Annotated in this window: 24 protein-coding genes; 5 read left to right on the top strand and 19 right to left on the bottom strand. The window is 60.6% G+C overall.

Annotated elements, in window-relative coordinates; translation table 11 throughout:
• Positions 1–88: 88 nt before the first annotated feature.
• From HUU46_19565 to HUU46_19495, 15 genes are all read right to left on the bottom strand, one after another.
• Positions 89–448 carry a DUF1428 family protein gene (locus HUU46_19565; GenBank protein ID NUM55845.1) on the bottom strand — a complete coding sequence of 120 codons (360 nt, stop codon included), beginning with the start codon at positions 446–448 and terminating at the stop codon, positions 89–91.
• Positions 449–472: 24 nt separating this feature from the next.
• Positions 473–841: a DoxX family protein gene (locus tag HUU46_19560; protein ID NUM55844.1), complete on the bottom strand. Its 369-nt coding sequence runs from the start codon at positions 839–841 to the stop codon at positions 473–475.
• Between the two features lie 85 nt (positions 842–926).
• A complete protein-coding gene (locus tag HUU46_19555; protein ID NUM55843.1) occupies positions 927–1385 on the bottom strand; it encodes an SRPBCC domain-containing protein in 459 nt (152 codons plus the stop codon).
• 15 nt (positions 1386–1400) lie between these two features.
• Positions 1401–2567, bottom strand: a complete 1167-nt coding sequence (gene moeB / locus HUU46_19550) for a molybdopterin-synthase adenylyltransferase MoeB (GenBank protein ID NUM55842.1) — start codon at positions 2565–2567, stop codon at positions 1401–1403.
• A 361-nt stretch (positions 2568–2928) separates the two neighbouring features.
• Positions 2929–3222 (bottom strand): MoaD/ThiS family protein, encoded by a 294-nt coding sequence (locus HUU46_19545; protein ID NUM55841.1) that lies wholly within the window; start codon positions 3220–3222, stop codon positions 2929–2931.
• 39 nt (positions 3223–3261) lie between these two features.
• Positions 3262–3618, bottom strand: coding sequence for a glyoxalase (locus tag HUU46_19540; GenBank protein ID NUM55840.1), 357 nt, complete (start codon positions 3616–3618; stop codon positions 3262–3264).
• An 18-nt stretch (positions 3619–3636) separates the two neighbouring features.
• A complete protein-coding gene (locus tag HUU46_19535; protein ID NUM55839.1) occupies positions 3637–4530 on the bottom strand; it encodes a VOC family protein in 894 nt (297 codons plus the stop codon).
• Between the two features lie 24 nt (positions 4531–4554).
• Complete coding sequence (locus HUU46_19530; protein NUM55838.1) at positions 4555–5739, bottom strand: exo-alpha-sialidase; 1185 nt, start codon at positions 5737–5739, stop codon at positions 4555–4557.
• 84 nt (positions 5740–5823) lie between these two features.
• Positions 5824–6366, bottom strand: a complete 543-nt coding sequence (locus tag HUU46_19525) for an SRPBCC family protein (GenBank protein ID NUM55837.1) — start codon at positions 6364–6366, stop codon at positions 5824–5826.
• A gap of 48 nt (positions 6367–6414) precedes the next feature.
• Complete coding sequence (locus tag HUU46_19520; protein ID NUM55836.1) at positions 6415–6825, bottom strand: VOC family protein; 411 nt, start codon at positions 6823–6825, stop codon at positions 6415–6417.
• Between the two features lie 49 nt (positions 6826–6874).
• On the bottom strand, positions 6875–7339 hold the full coding sequence (locus HUU46_19515) for an SRPBCC domain-containing protein (GenBank protein ID NUM55835.1): 465 nt from the start codon (positions 7337–7339) through the stop codon (positions 6875–6877).
• Positions 7340–7411: 72 nt separating this feature from the next.
• On the bottom strand, positions 7412–7870 hold the full coding sequence (locus HUU46_19510) for an SRPBCC domain-containing protein (GenBank protein NUM55834.1): 459 nt from the start codon (positions 7868–7870) through the stop codon (positions 7412–7414).
• Positions 7863–8213, bottom strand: coding sequence for a winged helix-turn-helix transcriptional regulator (locus HUU46_19505; protein ID NUM55833.1), 351 nt, complete (start codon positions 8211–8213; stop codon positions 7863–7865). The genes HUU46_19510 and HUU46_19505 overlap by 8 nt, the downstream gene beginning before the upstream one ends.
• 111 nt (positions 8214–8324) lie before the next feature.
• Positions 8325–9473 carry a dienelactone hydrolase family protein gene (locus tag HUU46_19500; protein ID NUM55832.1) on the bottom strand — a complete coding sequence of 383 codons (1149 nt, stop codon included), beginning with the start codon at positions 9471–9473 and terminating at the stop codon, positions 8325–8327.
• Positions 9474–11117, bottom strand: coding sequence for a hypothetical protein (locus HUU46_19495; GenBank protein ID NUM55831.1), 1644 nt, complete (start codon positions 11115–11117; stop codon positions 9474–9476).
• 220 nt (positions 11118–11337) lie between these two features.
• On the opposite strand from HUU46_19495, the gene HUU46_19490 reads away from it, so the two are divergent.
• The 4 genes from HUU46_19490 to HUU46_19475 all read left to right on the top strand — a co-directional run bounded on the left by HUU46_19490 (position 11338) and on the right by HUU46_19475 (position 15588).
• Complete coding sequence (locus tag HUU46_19490) at positions 11338–12552, top strand: efflux RND transporter periplasmic adaptor subunit (GenBank protein NUM55830.1); 1215 nt, start codon at positions 11338–11340, stop codon at positions 12550–12552.
• A gap of 86 nt (positions 12553–12638) precedes the next feature.
• Positions 12639–13247 carry an ABC transporter ATP-binding protein gene (locus HUU46_19485; GenBank protein NUM55829.1) on the top strand — a complete coding sequence of 203 codons (609 nt, stop codon included), beginning with the start codon at positions 12639–12641 and terminating at the stop codon, positions 13245–13247.
• On the top strand, positions 13244–14401 hold the full coding sequence (locus HUU46_19480) for an ABC transporter permease (GenBank protein NUM55828.1): 1158 nt from the start codon (positions 13244–13246) through the stop codon (positions 14399–14401). The genes HUU46_19485 and HUU46_19480 overlap by 4 nt, the downstream gene beginning before the upstream one ends.
• A complete protein-coding gene (locus HUU46_19475; protein ID NUM55827.1) occupies positions 14401–15588 on the top strand; it encodes an ABC transporter permease in 1188 nt (395 codons plus the stop codon). The genes HUU46_19480 and HUU46_19475 overlap by 1 nt, the downstream gene beginning before the upstream one ends.
• A gap of 6 nt (positions 15589–15594) precedes the next feature.
• On the opposite strand, the gene HUU46_19470 is transcribed toward HUU46_19475, so the two are convergent.
• The 4 genes from HUU46_19470 to HUU46_19455 form a co-directional block, all read right to left on the bottom strand.
• Positions 15595–16005 (bottom strand): type II toxin-antitoxin system VapC family toxin, encoded by a 411-nt coding sequence (locus HUU46_19470; protein ID NUM55826.1) that lies wholly within the window; start codon positions 16003–16005, stop codon positions 15595–15597.
• A gap of 228 nt (positions 16006–16233) precedes the next feature.
• Positions 16234–16452, bottom strand: a complete 219-nt coding sequence (locus HUU46_19465; protein ID NUM55825.1) for a hypothetical protein — start codon at positions 16450–16452, stop codon at positions 16234–16236.
• 89 nt (positions 16453–16541) lie between these two features.
• Positions 16542–17927: a DUF1501 domain-containing protein gene (locus tag HUU46_19460; GenBank protein NUM55824.1), complete on the bottom strand. Its 1386-nt coding sequence runs from the start codon at positions 17925–17927 to the stop codon at positions 16542–16544.
• A 61-nt stretch (positions 17928–17988) separates the two neighbouring features.
• Positions 17989–20994, bottom strand: a complete 3006-nt coding sequence (locus HUU46_19455) for a DUF1553 domain-containing protein (GenBank protein ID NUM55823.1) — start codon at positions 20992–20994, stop codon at positions 17989–17991.
• 277 nt (positions 20995–21271) lie between these two features.
• Here HUU46_19455 and HUU46_19450 point away from each other — a divergent pair, with 277 nt between their 5' ends.
• On the top strand, positions 21272–24709 hold the full coding sequence (locus HUU46_19450) for a c-type cytochrome (protein NUM55822.1): 3438 nt from the start codon (positions 21272–21274) through the stop codon (positions 24707–24709).
• Position 24710 lies beyond the last annotated feature (1 nt).

The following is a 24710-nucleotide window of genomic DNA, read 5'->3' as shown; positions in this document are numbered from 1 at the left end:
ACGACGAGTAGCGCGAAGCAGATTCGCTTCCATCTCAATGCACTGTTCCCATTCCGGCACGTTGCGCGCATCGGCAAGACTCAATCCCTCATGCTCGATCGACAATCGTCTTGAACCCGCCGTACACCATGCGCTTCATGTCGAAGGGCATTTTCTTCGGCGACATCTTTGCGAGGCGCGGGTCCTTCATCACCTTCATATTCACTTTGTCGCGGTGCGCACGAGACTTGAACACGATATATGAAAAGACGACCACTTCGCTCAGCTTCGTCTTCATGAGCTTGGTGAACGAAGGACAGTGCGGCGAAGACATGTCGTCGCCGATGCACTCCTTATAGTCCAGCGCGCCGTGGTCCATCCAGACCTTTCCCGCCTTTGCTGCCATGTGTTGATACGCCTTCAGGTTTTTCTTTGGCACCACCAACACGTATCCATCGACATATTTCATGACGTTGCTCCCAGTTGCAGGTCCTTACTTCGAGCGTAGCGGAATCAGCGCGCGAATCCGCGCATCGCGCAGGAACAGCCCGCCCCAAACCAGAATGCCGAAGACGATGGGCGTCGCAACCTGAGCGATCGGATCGCCGTTGCGCACGTGCACGTCCACCGCACCGCCGAGGTAGCCGGTCAAGAGAATCGCGCCCAACACGGACGTCTGCGGCACCAAATAGAGCACGGTGCACAGCAGTTCCACAATGCCAAGCGGCACCAACGCGCCCGCGGGATATCCCATCTTCGAGAACCCGTCGACAGCGGGGGCCGCCTTCGTGATTTTGAATGTAAAGCTCATGGCCAGCATCGGCACGGGCAACAGGGACATGACCCATCCCGCCCAGAGCATTTTCTTCGATGTGACCGGCGGCGCCGCGGTATCCTGCGTCATGCGCATTCTCCTGTTTGATGAACTGCTTCGTGTACGTTGAAACCTATCGATTCTCGACGAACGCCGCGAGGCGATCCATGCACTGCGACCAGCCACCGTTGTGGGCGTCGCGTTCTTCCACGCTCTCGAACATCGCCTGGTGCAAGGCGAACGCCGTCTTTTCGCCGCGATCGGTGAATGTCAGCGTTACGACATTATCGAGCCACACGTTGCCGTTGAGGTCTTCGCGCACCCACGTGAACACAAGCCGCTCCGGCTCCTTGATTTCCTTGTACGTGCCGCTGACCCAATGGTCCATGCCGTCCGGCGCGCGCATGCAGAACCGGTACGACCCGCCGACGCGAAAATCCATCTCGCATTGCGGCACGCTGAAATCCTTCGGGCCGAACCACCGCACGACGTGCTCGGGTTTCGACCATGCTTCAAACACGAGTCGCCGTGGCGCGTCAAACGTGCGCGAGTAAATCAGAACTCGTTCCTTGCCTGGGGCCTGCGTTGGCATAGACTGGTTGCTCCGTTAATACGTCGGCATCGATGGGTCGACCGCATGCGCCCATTCGAGTATGCCGCCTTGCACATTCTTCACTCTGCGGAACCCCGCTTCGCGCAACATTGCCACGGCCTTCGCGCTGCGCACGCCGCCCTTGCAGTGCACGACGATCTCGCGCGACAAATCGAGTTCGTGCATGCGCGACGGCAGGTCTCCGAGCGGGATCAATTTGGCGCCGTCGATGTGGCATATCTGCCACTCCTCCGGGTTGCGCACATCGAGTATGTCGAAGTCCTCGCCACGATCGATCCGCGCTTTCACGTCCAGCACGGTTGTGTCGAACTCCGCGTCCAACGTCGCGCTTGCTCCTTCTTCCCCGCGTACGCCGCAGAACTGCTCGTAATCGATCAGTTCCCTGATCGACGGGTTGTCGCCGCAGATCGGGCATTCCGGGTTTCGCTTGATCTTCACTTCGCGGAACTTCATCTCGAGCGCGTCGTACAGGAGCAACCGCCCGATGAGCGGCCGGCCTTTGCCGAGAATCAACTTGATCGCTTCCGTGGCCTGAATGCAGCCGATGACGCCCGGCAAAATCCCCAGCACGCCGCCTTCCGCGCAGCTTGGCACCGCGCCGGGCGGTGGCGGTTCGGAAAACAGGCAGCGGTAACACGGTCCGCCTTTCGTCGCGAATACGGACGCCTGTCCCTCGAAGCGGTAGATCGAACCGTAGATGTTTGGTTTGCCAAGCAGCACGCACGCGTCGTTCGTGAGGTAGCGCGTCGGAAAATTGTCCGTGCCGTCGATTACGATGTCGTAGGGTTCGATCAAGCCCAACGCATTCGCCGAAGTAATCCGCGTCTCGTGCGTTTCGATTTCGATTTCCGGGTTTATCGCGCGCAGATGGTCCGCGGCCGACTCGATCTTGCGCCGCCCCACGTCATTCGTTGTGTGCATCACCTGCCGCTGCAAATTCGAGTAATCGACCACGTCGAAGTCGACGATGCCGATGCGGCCGACGCCGGCGGCCGCGAGATACAGCCCCAACGGCGAACCCAGGCCGCCCGCGCCTATCAGTAGCACCTTGGCGGCCTTCAACCGCTTCTGCCCCTCCATCGCCACTTCCGGCATGATCAAATGCCGGCTGTACCGCGCGATTTCCTGCGGAGAAAGTTCGACTGTTCGGTTGGCAGCCATTAAACGGCCTTCCCACGCGGCGCGGCGCCACTCGGATACTTGCGAGGAAAGCCCTTGAAGTCCCCCTTTGAAGGGGGATTTAGGGGGATGTCAGATGCCACACGGTGCACGGAGTGGAAATACAACATCCCCCTAAATCCCCCTTCAAAGGGGGACTTAAGGTAACGCGCATTTCTATGTCCAACCTGAGACATGGTTAACTACTCGTTCCCAAATTTCCATTTAACTACTCGTTCCCAAATTTCCGTTTAACTACTCGTTCCCAAATTTCCATTTGGGAACGCGCTCTTGAAAAGCTCCGCTTTGATCGTCCACTCCATTGAAATCAACACGCTCGAATTTACCTCGATCCGCTTCCGGGCTATCCGCCGGCCATCGCCCCGACAACGAGATACGGCTCCGTACCGCTCGCCACGGCATCCGGCAACGGCGCGTCCATCGGCTCGTTCGACAAATCTTCCTCGCACGCATAGAACCGGATAAACGCGCGCCGCTTCTTCGTCACGTGATCGCGAATTGTACCGCACAACATCGGATACTTCGCCTCGACGGCGTCGATCACCGAGCGTTGCGTGACCTCGCCCTGCACATCTACGGTAATCTCGCCCGACACATGCGCCAGCGTCTTCAGGTGCGTCGGCAGCGATACACGAATCGTCACACTATACTCTCCTCGCCAGCCTGCGGCGATTGTTCATTGAACGAAGATTAAGAGCACGCCGGACGGATCGACGACGTGCAAGACAAGGGAACCGTCGACGTTCTCCGGCGCCATGATGCGTATGTTTCCGAACGCGCCACCCGCTGTAACCAGTTTGACGTGTTCGTGCCACGCTTCCACGTCGTCAACACCCATGACGACCATAAAATTCTCGGCCCAGTCTTTGACGTAGTAGTCCTGCAGCCGAAACCGGTTGCCGTTCAGTTCGAAGTCCGCCGTGCCGCCCCAGCCCTCGGACATCGCAAAACCGAGCGCGCTATAAAAGCGCTTGGACACCTCGAAGTCCTTCGCGGGCATATAGACTTTGAAATCCTTGATACTCGGCGCCATACCAGGCTCCCATTTCTTCTACGAGGCGGCCCGCGCGGCTGCCTCCAATGCCTTGATGTCGAGCTTGCGCATCTGCAACAGCGCCTGCATGGCGAGCCTTCCGCCTTTGGGGTCTTCCATCAGTTTCTCGAGTACGCGCGGGACAATCTGCCACGAAATCCCGAATTGGTCTTCGAGCCAACCGCACATGCTTTCCTTGCCGCCGCTCCCGCTCAGCTTCGCCCAATATCGATCGACTTCCTCTTGCGAGTCGCAATGCACGATAAACGAGATCGCGCCGGTGAACGAAAACCGATGGTCCATTGCGCTTTCCATCGCCCGGAATTCGTACCCGTCCAGCGTGAAGATACCCTGTTTCACGGCGCCTTCCGGTTCGTGTTCGCCGGGGCCAAAGCGCTGAACGCTTTCGATCTTCGCGTTGTCGAAGATCGAAACGAAAAACTCCAACGCTTCGCCAGCCTTGCCATGCTTGTCTTTCACGAACATCAGGAACGGATTTATCTTCTGTTTCCTGGCGCCGAGATTGATTTGCCACGACACGCCAAACCGGTCTTGCACCCAACCGAACTTTTCGCTGAACGGGTATTTGTCCAACGGCATCATGACGAGGCCATCCTGCGACAGGCCGGCCCAAAGCCGCTCCACCTCGTCCGCCGTGGCGCAGTTCACGAACAACGAAATCGCCGGCGTGAACTGATAATACGGCCCGCCGTTCAGGCCCATAAATTCCTGGCCTCCGAGCGTAAACATCATCGTCATCACGGCGCCTTCTTTTTGGCCCGAGACGTCCGCGGCTTCCTTGCCGTATCGCGCCGTCTTTCCAATCGAGGAACCGTCAAATAGCGAAGTGTAAAGGCCGATCGCGTCTTCGATGTTGTTGTTGAACCACAAACACGGTGTGATGCGTTGCATGTGACGTCCCTTTGGCCCGTTTGCTTACGACAACGTCTGCACTTCGACCGACAACACGGCCGGCAGATCGCGCACGATCGCTTCCCAACTATCGCCGCCGTTCGCCGAGCAGTACACCTGTCCGCCCGTCGTTCCAAAGTAAACGCCGCAATCGTCGAGCGAATCGACACACATCGCGTCGCGCAGAATGTTCACGTAGCAGTTCTCCTGCGGCAGGCCCTTTGTCAGCGGTTCCCAATCGTTGCCGCCGGACTTGCTGCGGTACACGCGCAGTTTGCCCTCGGGCGGATAGTGTTCGGAGTCGCTCTTGATGGGCACGACGTAGACCGTTTCCGGGTCGTGAGCGTGCACGTCGATCGGAAATCCAAAATCGGTCGGCAAATCGCCGCTGACTTCGTACCACGTGTCGCCTGCGTCGTCGCTGCGGCACACGTCCCAATGCTTCTGCATGAACAGCGTGTCCGGCTTCGACGGGTGCAACGCGATGCGGTGGATGCAGTGCCCGATCTCGGCGGTCGGGTTCGGAATGTAGAGCGAACTCAGTCCCTTGGTGATTGTCTTCCACGTCTTCCCGCCGTCGTCCGTGCGGAAGCACCCCGCGGACGAAATTGCCCCGAACATGCGATCGTGGTTTTTCGGATCGATGAGGATTGTGTGCAGTCCCAGGCCGCCCGCGCCCGGCGCCCATTGCGGCCCGGTTCCATTACCGCGCAAACCCGCCAGTTCGTGCCACGATTTGCCGCCGTCCGTCGAGCGAAACATCGCCGCGTCCTCGACGCCCGCGTAAATCGTGTCGGGATCCGAGAGTGACGGTTCGATGTGCCAGACGCGTTTGAACTCCCACGGGTGCTGCGTGCCGTCGTACCACAGGTGCGTCGTCAGCGGCGCGCCCTTCTCCGACGTGTCGTACACGAACTTGTTGCTTTCGCCCATCGGCATGCCGTCCGGCGTGGTCGTTGGCGCACCCGCGGGTGTGCCCGGCTGGAACCAAGTCTTGCCGCCATCGTCCGAGCGTTGAACGATCTGGCCGAACCAGCCGCTCGTCTGCGAGACATAGATGCGGTCCTTGTCCACAGTCGATCCCTTCATGTGGTAGATTTCCCACCCGGCAAAATGCGGGCCGCTGACGTCCCACTTCTTGCGCTTCGCGTCCGACGTCAGAATGAACGCGCCTTTGCGCGTACCCACGAGCACCCGTACTGAACTCATGATGGACTCCCCTTGCTGCGCCGCCAATCCTGGCAAACGCTGTCGTTTCGGTCCCTTGTATCCTTTACGTGCTTTTGAAAATCTTTACGCCGCCGGCTTCTCCACGATGGCTTTCAACTGCGATAGGCCCTGCTCGAAATTCCCGCCGATCATCGTGTCCATGTCCATGAACACGCAGAATATCTTCGCAACGAAATTGTTCGTTCCGTTCATGCTCCACGTCACGTTGGTGCCGTCGCCTTCCGGTTTGAAGTCGAACTGCGCCGTGCTCACCCCCGCCATTGGCTTGAAGAACTCGAGTTCGAGTACGACGCGCTCGTTCGCGGCGCTGTCCGTAATCGTCATCTTGCCTTCGCCAACGTTGCTATTCCCGACCCACGAGTACATCGCGCCTTTGCCGGACTCCGGCCCCTCGAAAGTTGTCTTCATATTCGGGTCCAACTTCTCCCACGGCGACCAATCCTTCCACTTGCGCAAATCGTTCACCAGCGGAAACACCACGGACGGGGACGCCGACATCGTCGCGCTGCGCACAACGCGAAACTCCGACGGCCGCGTCGAGACGAAAATCAAAAAACCAACGACAACGACGGCAATGACCGCAACCAAGACCAGGACTATTCGCATCTTCCTTCTCCTTCTAATCTGTTCGGGCGGCCATCGCGCCCCGCGTTCTCACTGTTCTAGCGGGTTGATCACCATCCAGTGCACGCCAAACTTGTCCGTGAGCATGCCGAACTTGGACGCGAAGAACGTCGGCCCCATCGGCATGAACACGTTGCCGCCTTCCGAAAGCGCGGCGAAGCATTTCTCCGCGTCGGCGTCGTTCGTCACGCCTAGTGACAGCATGATCCCCGCGAAGTTGGTTTGTCCGCTATTTCGTCCGTCGGAGGCGAACAGTTGGGTCTCGCCGATTTGAATGCACGAGTGCATTACCTTGTCGCCCGTCCCCGCCGCGCACGCGTTCGGATCGGGGCTGTCCTTGTAGCGCATCAGCATGACCACCTTCGCGCCCAGCGTTTTCTCGTAGAACGCGATCGCCTCGTCGCATCGTCCATTGAAATCCATGTATGCCTGAACACGCATAGTTCTACCCGCTCCTTTTTGTTGCATCGCCAGAAACAGCCCGCTGCGTTTACGCAGCCATCGTCTTTACGTACTCGGCCAAGCGCGCCAGCGTCTGCTGGCCGCCTTCGGCCGCACCGAATTCTTTCGCGCGCCGGAATTCGTCCGCGCTGGGGAACAGCGCGCGCAGCGTCACCTTTGTCTTGCCGCCGGCGTCGTCGAGCGTCACCGTGGAACGGAACAACACGGGGCCGTCGGGACGATCGCCGGAATGTTCGTAGACCAACCGCTCCGGCGGCAGCACTTCCACATATACTATCTTATTAGGGTAATCGGTGCCATCGGGGCCGTGCATGATGAACCGCCACACGCCGCCGGGCCGAACGTCCATCTCGTGAATCGTGTTCGTGAAACCGTTCGGTCCCCACCAATGCTTCACATGTTCCGGCTCGGTGAACGCGCGGAACACCAATTCGCGCGGCGCGTCAACGAGGCGTTCTATCACCATTTCACGGTCGACGGTATCGTTCAGCATGGTTAACCCTTCAACCGACAGCGTGGCGCCGTCAACACGATTTCGATGCGCAGCCTTACGCATCGGCGCAATCTAGCGGGCAACATACGCCGCCAGCCGATCGAAGCACTCGCTCCATCCGGTGTTGTGATCGTTCCGCGACGAGTCGGACTCGAACACCGCCTGGTGAAACGTGAACTTCGTCTTTCCGTTTGCATCCTCGAAGAGGACCGTCACGATCGTCTCGTGTCCTCGTTTACCTTCCGGCGTGTCCCATGAAAACGTGAACACCAGGCGCTCGGGTTCGACGACTTCGCGATACACGCCCTGCATCCAATAGTCTTTGCCCTCGCCGGAGCGGATGTGAATGCGGTAGAACCCGCCGGGCCGGACGTCTATGTTGCAGTCCGGCGTCGTGAAATTCTTCGGTCCCCACCACTGCGCCAGGTGCTGGGGCTGCGTCCACACCTTGAACACCAGTTCGCGCGGCGCGTCGAGCACGCGCGTGATTAGTAGCACCCGGCTGGCCGGCTCGGTGATGAGGTTACTCATCGGCACGGCCGTTCCTTTCCGCCGCCTGCAGTTCGCGGAGGTATTCCTCCAACCGGTCGAGGCGCTCTTCCCAGAATCTGCGGTATTGCTCGACCCAGTCGTACACCTCGCGCAGCGGCTTGGCGCGCAGACGCGCCGGCCGCCATTGGGCGTCGCGCCCGCGCTCGATTAGCTTGGCCCGCTCCAGGACCTTCAGATGCTTCGAGACCGCCGGCAGGGTCATCTTGAACGGCCGCGCCAAGTCCTTGACCGACGACTCGCCCGACGCCAACCGGGCCAGGATGGCCCGCCGCGTCGGGTCCGCCAGTGCCGAGAACGTCATACTGAGTTGATCCGCAGACATTTTATATACCGATTGGTTAATTAACTAATAGGTAAATTACACGAAATGAATTGGTTTGTCAATAGGCTTGCAAGCTTTTTAGCACCAATATATTACGCCAAACTGTGTTGTTCAGTGCCGAAGGTGGGTAATGAGCCAATCGGCCGACTTGTCCAGCGCCGCTGGTGGAATCGTGTGTCCCTGCCGGTGGTTGTACAGCCCGATTCGCGCGGACTCACCGTAGAGTTTGTAGACGGGCAGCGCGGCTTCGACGAACGGCCATGTGCGGTCGCCATCGGCGACCGACGTGTTCGGAGGCCCGGATTCGCCGGCGAGAATCAGGAACGCGCGCGGCGCAATGAGGGCAAGCAGTTGGTGGTGGTTTAGTTTGAACGCGGGATCGCGAATGCCTTGGCCGAGATACCAGGGGTCGTGCCAGTTCGTGAAGCCCAGACCAATCCCGCCTTCGCTGAAGACGGCCGCCTTCACGCGCTCGTCGAACGCGGCGAGGTAGAGCGTTTCCTTTGCGCCGAGCGAATGGCCCACCGCGCCGATGCGTTTTGCATCCACCTCCGGCAGGCTTGCGAGTATGTCCACCGCGCACTGCGCGTCGTTGAGCATCTTACGCATGCCCAGCGTATTCGGATGCCGCTCCTTGAACCTCGCGACGGCTTCGAGATACTCGATTGACGGATCGTTCCACAAAAAGCATTGCGGACAAAACACCACAATACCCTGTCGCGCGAATATCAGTCCCAGCGCCTGAGCGTCGCGGCCCTTGACGCCGGCGACTTCGTCGATCGTGTCGGGCGTTGTCGAGTGCAGCACTACCAGCGCCGCGCGCGGCGCCTCTCCAATCGGATCGGGATACAGCAAGTAGCCATCGACCGCAATGCCTGCCTCCGATTCGTAGCGCACGCGAATGCGGCGGCAGCCTTCCGGATGATCTTCCGCGACCGTGGTCAATTTCACCGGCGGACGTTCCGGCATAGGCCCCAAGAAATCCATCCAACGGTCTCGAAGCTGCGACCGCCGCTTCTCCCATTCCGCCACATTTGTGACCGGCGAACCGTCTTCCGCGACCAGGAGCGGCTCGAAATACCCCGTATCTACGGGTTTCAAGTCCCGTGGCGCTTGCTGCACCTCTGCCAGCCACGGCACATCGCGGTGACTTTCGGTATGGGTGACACGCGCGCTCACGACCGCGCCGAGCGCGGCGCAACTCCGTTGAAAAAAGCCGCGCCGAGTCATCGCGCTTGCGCTCAAGATTGAGTCCGGCACTTAGTACCGCACATCCAATTCGATTTCGGTAAGGTTCATCTTTCCGGCAATCTCGGAGTTCAATTTCGCTGGCGCCACGACGAGCGAGTTCTCGCCGCGGGCAATGTGATCGGCGCGCAGCGCAATCTCGAACTCGAGGAACGGCGCGAGCGTCACCGTGTGCATGCGCGTGTCGCGCCCGCTCCCCGCGAAGCGCAGCGAAATGGCGCCCGCATCGATCGCGCCTCCATTCAGCGCAATGGTGAACGCATCGGTGCGCGTGACATTATCGACTTTGAAGCGCAGCGTGATTGCGCGCGCGGCGCTCAGGTCCTCGTAGCAACGAAAGTCCGCCTTCAACGTGGCGCCTTCCGCGCCGCGTTCGATCGCGGGAATCGTCGGAGCGAAGTGCCGGTACCCCGTGTCGCCGCTGAAACCGAATAGATAATGCTTGTCCTTGCCTTTCAATGCGTCCGGATTTCCGATTTCGTCCAATGCCTGCGCAACCGTGCTGAAATCGAGCTGACCGTAGTGGCGGAGGTCCGGCAAGGTCATCGGCACTTCCTTCGCGTTGGACGCGACTTGCATCGCAAGTTCGAACAGACACGGATAGTTGAACAGGTAGACTCCGTCCGCTCCCGCGCCGTACGCATTCGCGGCCGCGGCGCGATATTCCTCCAGGCCGAGATACCGCCCCGTTTGCGGCGAACAATTCACGTACGCAAACACCGGGGTGCCGTTCACGAGCAATGTCTGCCACCGCTCGATGGCCGCGTTCATGTACACCTGATACGTGCCGACGCTTATGCAGTCGAAAAGTCTCTCGGCGTCCCACGCGGCGGCGTCGAGTCCGCTCTCCAAACACAGTTCCGGCGTGAGTGGAACATTCACGGTAAGCAGATAATCCGCTCGGTTGAGCCGTTTCGCCTGTTCCGCAAGGGCGGCCTTGATCGTGCGCACCAGTTCGGTGAACAGCGGCGCGTGTTCCTTGCCCTTATCGGGCGCGAAGAAATACGGCGACCGCATGGCGTCCAATTCGAGTCCATCGACATCCGGAAAGAGTTCCATAAACTCTACCACGCGCCGGTAGAAATGATCGCGCACAACGTCCGAGGCGTAGTCGAGGCAGCCGCCGTAATATCCGTACGCGGGGCCGAGCGCGTGTTGCGCGTGCTGCTTCCAGAATTCGCTGACGTCCGGATTGTCCGGCGTCGTGAAATGCGCATCGTTCATGCGGAAGCTTGCAAGCGTGGTCTTGCCCAGTTCGCGCAGTATCCGTAGCGCCGTCCCGATGAAGCCCCCCGGCTCGGACGAAAAATTGTCCACGTTGCGGTGGGCGCGCACGCGTTTCAAATCGCCGCCGGGACTCACCGCGCTGTAGTGCACACCGACCTTGGTCGGGTACAGGGTCGGCCACGACATGTCGCCAACGCAGAACGCAACGGCGTTCACGCCGGGCCGGCAATAACTCTCGAAGTAGCGCCGCAGGTCCGCCGCGTGCAGGTCGTCGTTCATGTAAATGAAGACGTTGCCGTCGTCGTTCAGCGTCAACCCACTGCGCACCGGCCGCCTTTCCGCCGGCAACGCGCCGCCCGCCAACGCACCAACCGCCGACAGCGCGGTAGCGTGTAGAAATGTCCTGCGGTCAAGTCCCTGATGTGTCACCCTGCCTCCTTGTCATGCGGGCGCACCAATGCCCGGTATGCATACGCATGGGTTCGCAAGTACGATACACTATCCTGTACGATTAGAATATTGGTGACTTTTCCGCGGGGTTGCGGTGCAACAGCGGACGCGAAATGCAGAAAGTCCTGCGCAATCTATGAAACGTGTGTGTGACGTTCCCGCGGAGCGCGGCGCCACCACTTCCAGAATGCAGTAAGCGATGAGTCTGGACAAGAACACCCTCGATCAGTTGCGTATTGACCGTGCCGCGGCGCCCCGGCGCGGTCCGTTTGTCGCCATTCTCGCCCTAATTCTCGTGGGAGCGCTCGCGGGCGCGGGGATTATCTTTTGGTCCATGTCACCGACGCAGGCGAGTGTCCGCACCGCCCTGGCGAAGGAAACCGTCAGCGGCGGATCGTCGACACTCCTGAATTCCTCGGGATACGTCACCGCACGGCGCGAAGCGACTGTTTCATCCAAGGTTACGGGCAAGGTGATGGAAGTGCTCGTCGAAGAAGGGATGAAGGTCGAAGCGGACCAGGTCGTCGCGACAATCGATTCGTCCAACGTCACACGAAGCCTTGAACTTGCGGACGCGCAAGTGATGTCCGCGCGCGAAGCGCTCGAGGAGACGCGCGCGAACATCCTCCTGGCCGAGCGCGAACTCAAACGCATCTCGGACTTGACCGCGCAGGAGGTGACCACCGAGTCGGAGCTTGACCGCGCCGTGGCGGAAGAGAAATCGTTGAAGGCTCGGCTCGATCGCCAGCAGGCCGACGTTACCGTGGCCGAGCGCCAGGTCGCTTTCTGGAAACAGGAACTCGCGGACTACACCATTCGCGCACCGTTCACCGGCATCGTGACCGCGAAGAACGCGCAGCCCGGCGAGATCATTTCGCTCATGTCCGCCGGCGGCGGGTTCACGCGCACCGGCATTTGCACGATAGTGGACATGAGTTCCCTCGAGATTGAAGTGGACGTGAGCGAGAGCTACATCAACCGCGTGCAGCCCGGCCAACCCGTGCAGGCCACGCTCGATTCGTATCCGGACTGGAAAATCCCCGCGAAGGTCATTGCAATCATCCCCACCGCCGACCGGCAGAAAGCGACGGTGAAAGTGCGCGTCGGGTTCGATGCGCTCGACCCTCGCATCCTGCCGGATATGAGCGTGAAAGTCGCGTTCATGAGCACCGGCGAGGCCGAAACGGCGCAGCGTAGCGTTTCCGTCCCCAAAGCAGCGGTGCGCCAACGCGACGGGAAAGACATCGTGTTCGTCGTGCGCGAAGGCACGGTGGAACGGCGCGCCGTCACCATCGGCGCGGAGAACGGCGACGAGGTAACCATCGCCGCGGGAATCGCCGGCGGCGAATCGGTTGTTGTGGATGGGCCGGAATCCCTGGCAGACGGCGACAAAGTAACGGAGGTGAAAGCGTGACGACAAACGGAAACCCGTTGGTGCGGGTTCAAAACGTCGATCGTACGTTTCGGCGCGGCTCGGAAGACATCCACGTCCTGTCCGGTATGAACTTCGACGTACCCAACGGCGAGTTCGTTGCGCTGATGGGGCCATCCGGTTCGGGCAAATCGACGCTGCTCAATCTTATCGGCGGGTTGGATCGCCCGACAACCGGAACGGTGACCATCGGCGGCGAACGTATAGACAGTATGTCCGATCGCCAACTCGCCGCGTGGCGCGCGCGCCACGTCGGGTTTGTCTTTCAGTTCTACAATTTGATGCCGGTCTTGAGTGCGGCGCGCAACGTAGAATTGCCGCTGCTGCTCACGCACCTCTCCGGCGCGCAGCGCAGGAAGCACGTCGAGACCGCGCTGTCGGTCGTCGGCCTGTCGCATCGCATGAACCACTACCCGCGCACGCTCTCCGGCGGCGAGCAGCAGCGCGTGGGCATTGCCCGCGCCATCGCCACGGACCCGACGCTGTTACTGTGCGACGAGCCCACCGGCGATCTCGATCGCAAATCCGGCGACGAAATCCTCACGCTCCTGCAGGCCCTCAACAGCGAACACGGCAAGACCATCATCATGGTCACGCACGATCCGCACGCGTCCGCTCGCGCGACGCGCACCGTCTACCTCGAGAAGGGCCAACTCTCGACGGAGAAGCCGGAATGAAGTTTGTCGGCCTCGTCTGGAGCAACCTCAAACGTAAAAAGCTGCGCACGTCGCTGACGCTGCTCTCAATCTTTGTCGCATTTTTCCTCTTCGGACTGCTCAGCACAATTAAGGAATCGTTCACCGCGGGTGTCGCGCTGGCGGGACAGGACCGGCTCATTGTGCGCCACAAGGTGTCGCTCATCCTGTCGCTGCCGGAATCGTATCGCGCGCGTATCGCGCGTATTCCCGGCGTTGCGTCGGCTGTAAACTTCACGTGGTTTGGCGGCATCTACATCGACGAGCGCAATTTCTTTGCTTCGATGCCCACGGACCCGGAGCCATTCCTTGCAATGTACCCGGAGTACCTTCTGCCGGAGGATCAAAAGCAGGCATGGCTCAACACGCGCACGGGCGCCATCGCCGGCCGCGCGCTCGTAGATCGATTTGGCTGGAAGATCGGTCAGAAGATTCAAATGTATTCGCCGATTTGGATGCGCGAAGGCGATGGCGCGTGGGAGTTCGACATTGTCGGCATCTACGAAGGCGCAAAAAAAGGCACCGATACTTCCGGATTCTATTTCCGGCATGACTACCTGGAGGAAGGGCGCGTACAGGGAAAAGGCGAGGTAGGCTGGTACGGAGTCCAAGTGACGGACCCGGAGCGCGCTGTCGAGGTCGCGTCCGCGATTGATGCCGAGTTCGCGAATTCGCCGTTTGAAACGAAGGCCGAACCGGAGGGCGCTTTCATCCAGGGGTTCGCGCAGCAGATTGGGGACATCGGCACGATCATGATCGCCGTGGTCAGCGCCGTGTTCTTCACCATTCTACTTGTCGCGGGCAATACGATGGCGCAGGCCGTGCGCGAGCGTACCGTCGAGATTGGCGTACTCAAGGCAATCGGATTCACTAACGGCCTCGTGTTGGCGCTCGTCTTGGTCGAGTCGTGCATTATCGCTGTCGTCGGTGGCCTGCCTGGCCTTGGTGCGGCGTGGTTGTACACTACGTTTGTCGGGAGTCCCGACCCCGCGAGCCTTCCCGTCTTCTATCTGCCGAGCCGTGATGTGGCGATTGGCGTCGTGTTGGCGGTTGCGCTGGGCCTTGTCGCGGGCATGTTTCCCGCGCTGCAGGCGATGCGGCTGCGGGTGGCCATGGCGTTGCGGAGGGAGGCGTAATGAATTGGCTCGTTCAAGTCTACGCAATCACCCTGTTCGCGCTCCGCACCATCCCCCTGCGGTTGGGTTCGTCGTTCGCCACCGTCGTCGGCATAGCGGGCGTGGTCGGCGTGTTCGTGGGCGTGCTCTCGATCGCGGAAGGGTTCCGCGCGGCGATGTCCGTTTCCGGCACAGACGACATCGCCGTCGTACTGCGCGGCGGGGCCGACAGCGAGTTGAGCAGCGGACTCTCCCGCGAGGAAACGCGCCTCATTGCGGACGCGCCCGGGATATTTCGCGCTGCCGACGGCCCGCTGGTCTCGTCAGAACTGTTTGTTATGATCAATCTGCCGAAGCGTTCGACAGGGACGGACGCAAACGTCCCATTGCGCGGCGTCCAAAAGGCGGCAATGGACGTCCGCAGTGATTTCAAAATTGTCGAAGGCCGCGCTTTCGATTTGGGACGCAACGAGGTCATTGTAGGCGTGGGGGCGTCGCGCGCATTCGCGGGCCTCGATGTCGGAAAAAAGATTCGCGTGGGACAGAACGAATGGGAGGTCGTCGGTATGTTCACCGGCGGCGGCGGCTCCGCGGAATCGGAGGTTTGGACAGACGCCGCCGTGCTCCAGCCCGCGTACAACCGGGGCGACACATTCCAGTCGGTCTACGCAAAACTGACCTCGCCGGAAGCGTTCACCGAATTCAAAGACGCACTGACGGCAAACCCTCAGCTTAAAGTAAAGCCGCTGCTCCAAGGCCAATACCTCGCGGAGAAATCCGTCGTCTTGACGAATATTATCCGCGGCATCGGCGTGCTGATTACCACGTTGATGGCGCTCGGCGCATTGTTCGGCGCGCTGAACACGATGTACAGCGCCGTCGCCGCGCGCACGCGCGAAATTGCCACCCTCCGCGCGCTCGGCTTTGGGTCCGGGCCGATTATTCTCTCAGTCATGTTCGAGTCGCTGGTGCTCGCCATCATCGGCGGATCGATTGGCGCGGCCGCCGCCTACGCCGCGTTCGACGGGTTCCAGGCGTCAACGATCAACTTTCAGACGTTCAGCCAGGTCGCGTTCGCGTTCGCCGTCACGCCGCAACTGCTCGTCTACTCCGTCATGTGGGTCGCGATGATCGGGTTACTCGGCGGCCTCTTCCCCGCTATCCGCGCGGCACGGCTGCCGATTGCCACGGCGCTGCGGGAAACGTAGTAGGGATCAGTCCAATTTGAGTAGAGCTCGAAACCCGGCTTGCTCAAAATGTCGGTCTGTCGTCAACGCATCCGTAATCCCCATGTCCTGCATGACTGTAAATGAGATGCAGTCCGTTAGGGACCAGTCTTTATCGGGCCGCTCGGACATAAGATGCAGTCCTCGTTCCAGAAGGTGCGATCCGAGCGGGACGACGGTGACGCGCTTAGTATCTCGGACCGCCTTTAACAGCCCAAGGAAATCGGCGAGGTCCTCCGCGCGCGAAAGTGAATTTCCCAATTCAAGAATGATGAATTCGGTTGTGACAATTGCCCGGTTGCTTTTCGATTCGGCCACCGCAAGGGTGTGCGCAGCATCATTGGCACGGAGCGCTGCCAGGTAATACGAGGTGTCGGCAAATGCGGTGGACGAACGCATCAGCGCTTCGGTTCACCATTCACATAGAAGCCGTGGTTCTTCACGAAATCCTCTGGCCAATGAGGACGGGGCTTCGCGAGTTTCAGGATGGCCGCCAATAGCGGATCTTCCTCCGGAGTTAGCTCCAAAGGCTCTATCCTGACTTCCGTACCTTCGGGGAGTTGGGCATCGGGAGGTAGTACGACGACCCCATTTTGAACTTTTCCTACGTATGTCATGTCCAATACTCTATTTTTTGGGCTCGCCTCTGACGTAGTGGCCGTGATTAAGCGCGTAATCCTCCGGCCAGTGCGGACGGGGTTTAGCGACGCGGCACAAAGCCGCGAGAAATGGATCGGCGTCCGACGCCGAGTCCAATGGCTCGATCTTTACTTCGGCGCCTTCCGGTAACTGCCCTTCCGGCGGCAACACCACCACACCGTTATGAACTTTTCCTACGTACGTCATACTTTCATTCTATATCGAATCAAAGCTACTTGGCAATAGAACGAACCGCAAATTAGGTCCGACATCCGCAAGAAGTGGGTCAATGTTGTTTATGCCAATATCGGCCGAATCACGTTTCCATGCACATCGGTCAACCGCATGTCGCGTCCGCCGAAGCGGTAGGTGAGCCGCTCATGGTCTACGCCGAGTTGGTGGAGAATGGTGGCGTGGATATCGTGGATATCGACCGGGTTCTCGACTGCGGCCATGCCCATTTCGTCGGTTGCGCCGTAGGTCATGCCGCCGCGGATGCCGCCGCCCGCCATCCAGATCGTGTAGCCGCTGACGTGGTGGTCGCGGCCGTCTTCGCCGGAGGAATGCGGCGTACGGCCCATCTCGCCCGCCCACAACACAAGCGTGTCATCGAGCAGGCCGCGCGCCTTCAGGTCTTTTAGCAGCGCCGCAACGGGCTGGTCGGTGATGCGCGCGTTCTCTTCGTGCCGCAACTTCAATTCGCCGTGCTGATCCCACGGCGCGTTGTTGTTGTGCGTGAGCGGGCAGGTGATTTCGACGAAGCGCACGCCCGCCTCGATCATGCGCCGCGCGCGCAGGCACTGCAGCGCGTAAAACTTGTCGTAGTCGATCTCGCGATCGACGCCGTACATCCTTCGCGTGGCCTCGCTCTCGCCGCTCACGTCGCACAGTTCGGGAATGAGCGACTGCATGTGCGCCGCGGTTTCGTAATTCCGAATCGCCGATTCAATTGCATCTGACCCACCAACCGACGCGGCGAACGCGCCGTCTTGCTCACGCAGGAACGCCAGCTTCGCGCGCTGCACCTCGGGCGAATCCGACGGCGCGATGTTATCGACCGGATCGCCGTGCGCGCGGACCATCGCCGCCTGGTGCGTCGCAGGCAGGAACGAACTCGCAAAATTCTGGGAACCGCCATTCGGCACCCAATCGTTGTTCAGCAGCACGTAGCCCGGCAGTTGTTCGTTTTCCGTGCCGAGCCCGTACGATATCCACGCGCCGAAGCTTGGCGCCGCGCCGATGCTGCGGCCCGTGTGCAACAACAGATTCTGCGCTCCGTGCAACGGCGTCTCGCCGACTACGGAACGAATAACGCACAGATCGTCCGCAACGTTCGCCACGTGCGGAAACAAATCGCTCACCCACAACCCGGACTCGCCGCGCTGCTTGAATTCCCACAAGTGCTTCAACCATTTCCGCGACGGACTGATCGCCTGTGATTTCAGATCGGCGACCCACTGCGCCTGTTGACCGTGCCGCTTCTCGAGTTCCGGTTTCGGATCGAACGTGTCGATGTGAGACACCCCTCCGTCCATAAACAAAAAGATCACGCGCTTTGCGCGCGGCGCGAACTGCGGTGTCGGAACGCGCGGCTCCGCCGCCGCCCAACGGCTGGCAAGCCCCGCGAGCGCGAGTTGGCCAAACCCCATGCTCGTGCGCCGCAGAAACCCGCGCCGCGTCATTGCCGGTGCTTCACACCCGGGACACAGCGGATTCACCGACAGCCGATTCGATTCCGCGCGCTCACTGGACATAGATGAATTCCTTCAAATTGAACAGCGCGTGCGCCACGTCCTGCCACACCGGCTGGCAGGTCATCATCGTTTCCGCCGGGACATTGTGAAGTTCGGCGCAACGGCTTGCGAGCGCGACAACGCGCGCGACTTCCGATTCGTCCGGCATTCGCCCAAGTGCCCCCGCGAACATGTGCTGTGCGCGCTGCTCCGCCGACGCCGCGCCATCCGCGACGGCGCGATCGCCCCAATGTTTCGCCATCGCAATAACAAACGGGTCATTCAACATCGCCAGCGCCTGGTTCGGCACGTTCGTCGCGTCCCGCTTGCCCGTGCACAGCTTCGGGATCGGCTGATTGAACAGCGCGAGGAACCTCGGCGGTTCCATCATCGTCATCTCGATGTAAATACTGCGTCGGCCGTCGCCATCGATTGGTCCGTTGTAGAGGCGCTTCGCGGGGTCTTCCGCGGCGCGATTCGGCTCGATTGGCGGGCCGTACATTGTATCGTCCCACCGGCCCGCGGCAACCAGCATCGCGTCGCGGATCGATTCCGCGTCGAGCCGGCGCATCGGCATATGGTGCCACAGCCGGTTCTCGGGGTCGGCGGCGACCGCATACTCGCTCGCAGCGCACGATTGCCGCCACGTCGCCGACATGACCATCAACTTCGCCAGCTTCTTCAACGACCACCCATCTTCCATAAACCGCCGCGCCAACCAGTCCAACAATTCCGGATGTGACGGCGTTTCGCCGAGGTGCCCGAAATCGTCGACTGTGCGTACAATCCCTTCACCAAAAAGTTGACACCACACGCGGTTCACGAACACGCGCGCCGTCAGCGGGTTCTCGTCGCTGGCAATACCGCGGGCGAACTCGAGTCGCCCGCTCGAGTTCTCTTCCGCGCGCGGAGCGGGTCCGCCAAGAAAGCGAATGGTGCCACGTGGCGCGGGGTCGCCAAATTCCGTGTACGACCCGCGCACGCCGATGCGCTCGTCGCGCCCTTCGCGCCAGTCGTCCACCGAACCAACGACGCGGTCCGGCTGCAGCCGTTTCTCCGTCTCGCGATACCGCGCGACCAACTGCGCCAATTTCTCGTTCGCCAGCGCATCGTTCGGCAGCCACGATGCTGCAAGCGCTTCGTTCAACGTCCGAACATCTCGCTCGTCACATGTCTCCGATCGCCAGTTTTCGACCGCCGCCATGATCCACGCAGCGAACCGCGCGGCCGCTTCCTGCTTCGACGCGGGCGCAGCGCCATCGAACAACTTCGCAAAATGCGCGAGTTCGTCCTTCGGCCCCGCGTCCGCCGCGTGCTTGTACACGCGCGTCACGCCAAACCACGAGCGAGGATCCTTTTCGTCGGCTTCCTTGAGTCCCTGGTACGCCGCGCGCGGCGGGAAATAATTGTTCAGCGCCTTTGTCACCATTTCGAGATACACGCGGCGCGGCGTGTTGTCTGTGCCGCCCGCGAGCGCGGGCAAGTTTCGCGCCGTCATCGTCATCCACCCGGTCATGGGTTGGTTCAGAAACTTCATGCGCTCGCTGTGGAACGCATTTTCGACGACGAGCGATTGCGCCGCGTGTTTGCCACCCGCGTATCCGACCGACATCGTCAGCGGCGGTTCCTGTTCGAGCAATGGACTGCGCACCGCTCCTGCAAGCCGTGACGACCACACGTGCGACCAGCGTCCCGCTGGAAGGACGTGCGCGATCGCCGCCCCGCCCTCCTCCGCGACAACGATTTCGCCGTCCCGCACACGCCCGTGCGCCATTCCGAATCCGTCCACTTTCCACCCATCGGGAATGGCGTCGCCGGTGAAGTCCGCGATCAGTTGCAGATTGGCCGTATTCTCCGACACGCGCTGGTCGTGCTTCACGCGGTAGTCTTCCGCAACCGTTTTCCATGTGGCGTCCGCCGTCTCACCGCTTTTCATCGCGGTGATCATCGCGCGCCACAGTGCAATCGCGGAATTTGGAAACTCCGGCAGCGCCGGCTTGTCCGCCGGCTTTGCGCCCGTTGTCTTCACGGGTTCCTCCGGGGGTGTTGCGAGGACGGCGTCTACGATTCTTTGCTCCGACTGCCGCCACACCTCCGCCATCTCCGCGCGAATGCCGCCCTTGATCGATTTCAATTCGTCCAGGACAGCACGATTCGGATCGGTCGTATCCGCGGTGCGCGCAATCCACCGTGAACTCATGAAGACCCCGGCGAGGCCGAAGTAGTCCTGTTGCGCGATGGCGTCCAGCTTGTGATCGTGGCACTGCGAGCAGGCGACCGTGGTGGCGAGATACCCCTTGCTCACCGTATCGATGATGTTCGCCATCGCCTCCTGCGTCACGCCCTCGGCGTCGCCGTTGTCGCCGTGGCGCCGCTCGCCAAGCCGCATCGCCGTGGGCGCGATGAGCGATTCGTTCAACCCCGTTGTGGCGTCGAACCGCGGTTCGATGAGGTCGCCCGCGATCTGTTCGAGGATGAGTTGATTGAACGACACGTCCGCATTGAACGCACGAATGAGGTAGTCGCGGTACATCCACGCGTTTTTCGCCGGCGTGTCCCACTCGTAGCCGTGCGTGTCTGAATAATGGACGACGTCCATCCAATGCCGCGCCCAGCGCTCGCCAAAGTGCGGGCTATCGAGCAGGGACTGCACATAGCGGTCGTAGGCATCCGGCGACTCGTCAGCGATGAAACGCTCGACTTCCCCGGGATTCGGAGGCAACCCGATGAGCGCGAAGCTCAATCGCCGCGCCAGCGTCCGCCTGTCTGCCTCCGGCGCGGGAGTGAGGCCATCGGCATCGAGACGCGAGAGGATGAACCGATCAACGTCGTTCCGTGCCCAGGACGGATTCGCTACCGCCGGCGGATCGACAAGAGCGACCGGACGGAGGCTCCACCACGTAAGCCGTTCGGCATAGGCGGCTTCCCAACCCTCATTTTCGGCGGCGCCGGCGCACCACGCCGAAGCAAACGCAGCGCCAAACGCAGCGAAAAACGTGCGCGCGCGGCGTCGCATCCCAGTTGGTCTGCCGGTTGTCGATTCCATCGTTCCGGACACATCCCTTGCAGCATCGCCGACAGCCCCGTGTGGCGAGCGGCATCCAGCCTAATGGCATGGCCGCGCGCATCGCAAGCTGCCGCGCCTTGAAGCGGGCCGCCGGTTCCGATTAGATTTGCCGGGGCTGTGACTGCATTGCTCAGGGGGCTGCGGCGCAATTGCTTCGCATGCAAACGCGGGTACGTTCCCTGGTCGTTGCTCCAATCGAATGGCATTCACCAAAGGAGTCGATGTAATGAGGGTTGGCCGAAGTGTCCCCGGGGCCGTTCTAACCGTTGTGGTGGCGCTGTGCGCCGCAACCGCACACGCGCAATTCGCCTTCGAGAAGGGCGACCGCGTCGCGCTTGTCGGCAACGCGCTGCCCGACCGCGCGCAACACGACGGGTGGCTCGAGGCGTACCTTCAAACCGCCAACCCCGGCAAGGACCTCGTGTTTCGCACCTTGGCGTTCTCCGGCGATGAAGTCGCCCGGCGCCCCCGCGAAGAAGGCTACCCCAGCCCGGACGAAATGCTGACGCTAATGAAGGCGAACGTTATCTTCGCGTTCTTCGGATACAACGAGTCGTTCTACCACGACCCGGAAGCGTTCAAACGCGACCTGCGCAACTTTATTGACGAGACGGCAAAGAAGAACTACGACGGAAAGAACGCCCCGCGCGTTGTACTGTTTTCGCCAATCGCGCACGAGAACCTGAACTCACCCAATTTCCCCGACGGCGTCGAAAACAATCTGTGGCTGTCGATCTACACCGATGCGATGGCGCGTGTCGCCGCGGAAAAAAGCGTGACCTTTGTCGATCTCTACGCGCCGACCCGCGCGCTCTACAGCGCAATCGAGGACCCGCTCACGATCAACGGCGTCCATCTGAACGATCGCGGTAACCGCGAACTCGCGAAGGTAATTGTCGAAGGCCTCGGCCAGAAGATCAACGAAGATTCGATAGACATGGTGCGCACCGCCGTACTGGACAAAAACTGGTGCTGGTTCAACCGCTATCACGCGACCGACGGCAACGACGTATGGGGCAATCGCTCCATCCTCAAGTTCGTTGACGACCAGACGAACGCGGAAGTGCTGCAACACGAATTGGTGATGCTTGACGCAATGTCCGCAAGCCGCGACGTGGCGATTTGGAGCGCTATTGGAGGGAAGTGCATCAAGCCCGACGACAGCAACGTACCGAAGCCGTTGCTCGTGAAAACAAATATCGCGCCCGACGGAAAAACAGGCTCAACGGCCTACGTGCCCCCGAGCGAAGGCGTGAACACATTCAAGCTCGCGAAAGGCCTGAGGGCGAACTTGTTCGCATCGGAAGAGCAATTCCCCGAACTGGTGAACCCGGTGCAGATGGACGTCGACACGAAGGGCCGCATCTGGGTGGCGGCGTGGGAGACCTACCCCAAGTGGCAACCCGACCACGAGATGCACGACCGTCTGCTCATCCTTCCGGATGAAGACCGCGACGGCGTCGCGGACAAGGCGATTACGTTCGCGTACGTCCATAATCCCACCGGATTTACTTTCTGGAACGGCGGCGTCATCGTCGTCAGCGCTCCGAACATTTGGTTCCTGAAAGACACGGACGGAGACGACGTGGCCGATGTGCGCGAACTGATGTTCACCGGTCTCGATTCCGCCGACACGCACCACTCCGCGAACAATTTCGATTATGGGGCGGATGGGTACATCTACTACCAGCGCGGCATTTTTAACGTTAGCAACGTCGAGACGCCGTGGGGCCCGGCGCACCTGCATTCGAGCAAGTCGGGCATGTACCGGTTCAACCCGCGCTCGCACCGGTTCTCGTTTCATGCGGTGAACGAGCCGAATCCGCACGGAGGCGACTTCGACTACTGGGGCTACCATTTCGCCACCGACGCAACCTCGGGCCGCGCGTTTCAGGTGCGGATGGACGGCGACGGCAAGTTCAAGATGCACGAACTGCTCACCAAGACCGTCCGGCCCGTGCCGTCGAGCGGAATCCTGTCCACAACGCAGTTTCCCGACGAGTTCAACGGCAACTTCATCATTCTGAACAGCATCGGATTTCTCGGCATCAAGCGCTACACACTCGAAAACAAGGACGGAAACTTCTGGGGCACCGAGGCCGAAGACCTGCTCGTGTCGAGCGATCCGAACTTCCGTCCGTCGGATTTCAGAGTGGGCGACGATGGCGCGCTGTACGTGTCCGATTGGCAAAACGCAATCATCGGGCACATGCAGCACAACATTCGCGACCCAAGCCGCGATCACCTGCACGGCCGCGTCTATCGCATCACCGCCGAAGGCCGTCCGTTGCTCGACAGCGTGAGGGTCGACGGCGAGCCAATCGAGGCGCTGCTCGACCTGCTCAAGCATCCAATGAACGGCATCCGGTTGCGCGCACGCACCGAACTCAGCGAACGCGACACGAATGAGGTCATTACCGCTGTCGCGAAATGGATTCAGCAGTTCGACGTCGGCGCCGAGAAAGACGCGCACCACCTGCTCGAAGCGCTCTGGCTGCATCAGCAGCACAACGTGCTGAACGAAGGCCTGCTCACCGTCGCGCTCAATTCGCCCCATCCCGATGCGCGCCGCGCCGCCGAACGCGTAAAGTACATCTGGGAGATTGAAGGGCGCATCGGCGCGCAAAAATCCGCGGCAATGGACCACATGGCGCACCGGCACGACGCGAGTGCCGACACCGCAAGCTATCTCGAACAGGAAAAGTCGCCCGATCCGAAGATGGAAGGCGACACGATGGTCGTCCACATCCAGACGCTCAAGGAGCAGATGCGATACGACCGCAAGGCGTTTGCGGTCGGGCCGGGTATGAAGGTCAAAATCGTCTTCTCGAACCCCGACGCAATGGACCACAATATGATCTTCGTGCAGCCCGGCTCGGGGTCCCAGGTCGCGCTCGCCGCGATGATGCTCGGCGCGGACGGCATCAAGAAGAATTGGACGCCGCAGATCGACAAAATCTTCGCCGCGTCGAAAATGCTGTCGATGGGCGGCAAGGAAACCATCGAGTTCACCGCGCCGAAGGAACTCGGCCAATACGAGTACATCTGCACCTATCCCGGCCATTACCAATTGATGAACGGCATCATGCACGTGGTCGAAGACCCGCAGAAGTGGATGAACGAGAACAAGGACGTGCTGAACACGCCGGGCCGCAAGTTCGTGCAGGAGTGGAAAATCGCCAATCTGATCAATGACGTGTCGCCAATGGGAACAAGCTGGTCGCCCGAACGCGGCGAGAAGATTTTCAAGGAGGCGTCCTGCACGGTCTGCCACCTTCAGAACGAGAAGGGGGGCCGCGTTGGCCCTGATCTCACCGATGGAACCAAGCCCATGGACGCCGCGGCGATCTTGACGGAACTGCTCGATCCGTCGAAGGTAATCAACGAGAAATACAAGACGTGGCATTTGAGCGTAGATACGGGCGACATTCTCGAAGACGGCGATGTCTACGGAATTATTGTCGAAGAAAACGCCGATTACGTGCGCGTTCTCACGAATCCCTTACAGGACCTCGAAGGCAAAAAGATTTTGTACGGGCACATCAAAGAGAGAACGCCCGCGCCACTCTCCACGATGCCGACGGGGCTTCTAAACAGCTACACACGCGAAGAGATTCTGGACTTAATCGCGTATTTGCAGTCGATTCGCGTTACGAAGAATTAGC

Source organism: Candidatus Hydrogenedentota bacterium, assembly GCA_013359265.1.
GTDB lineage: Bacteria > Hydrogenedentota > Hydrogenedentia > Hydrogenedentales > SLHB01 > JABWCD01.
Note: the sequence above shows the minus strand (reverse complement) of the source record. Positions and strands in the feature narration are given on the sequence as shown.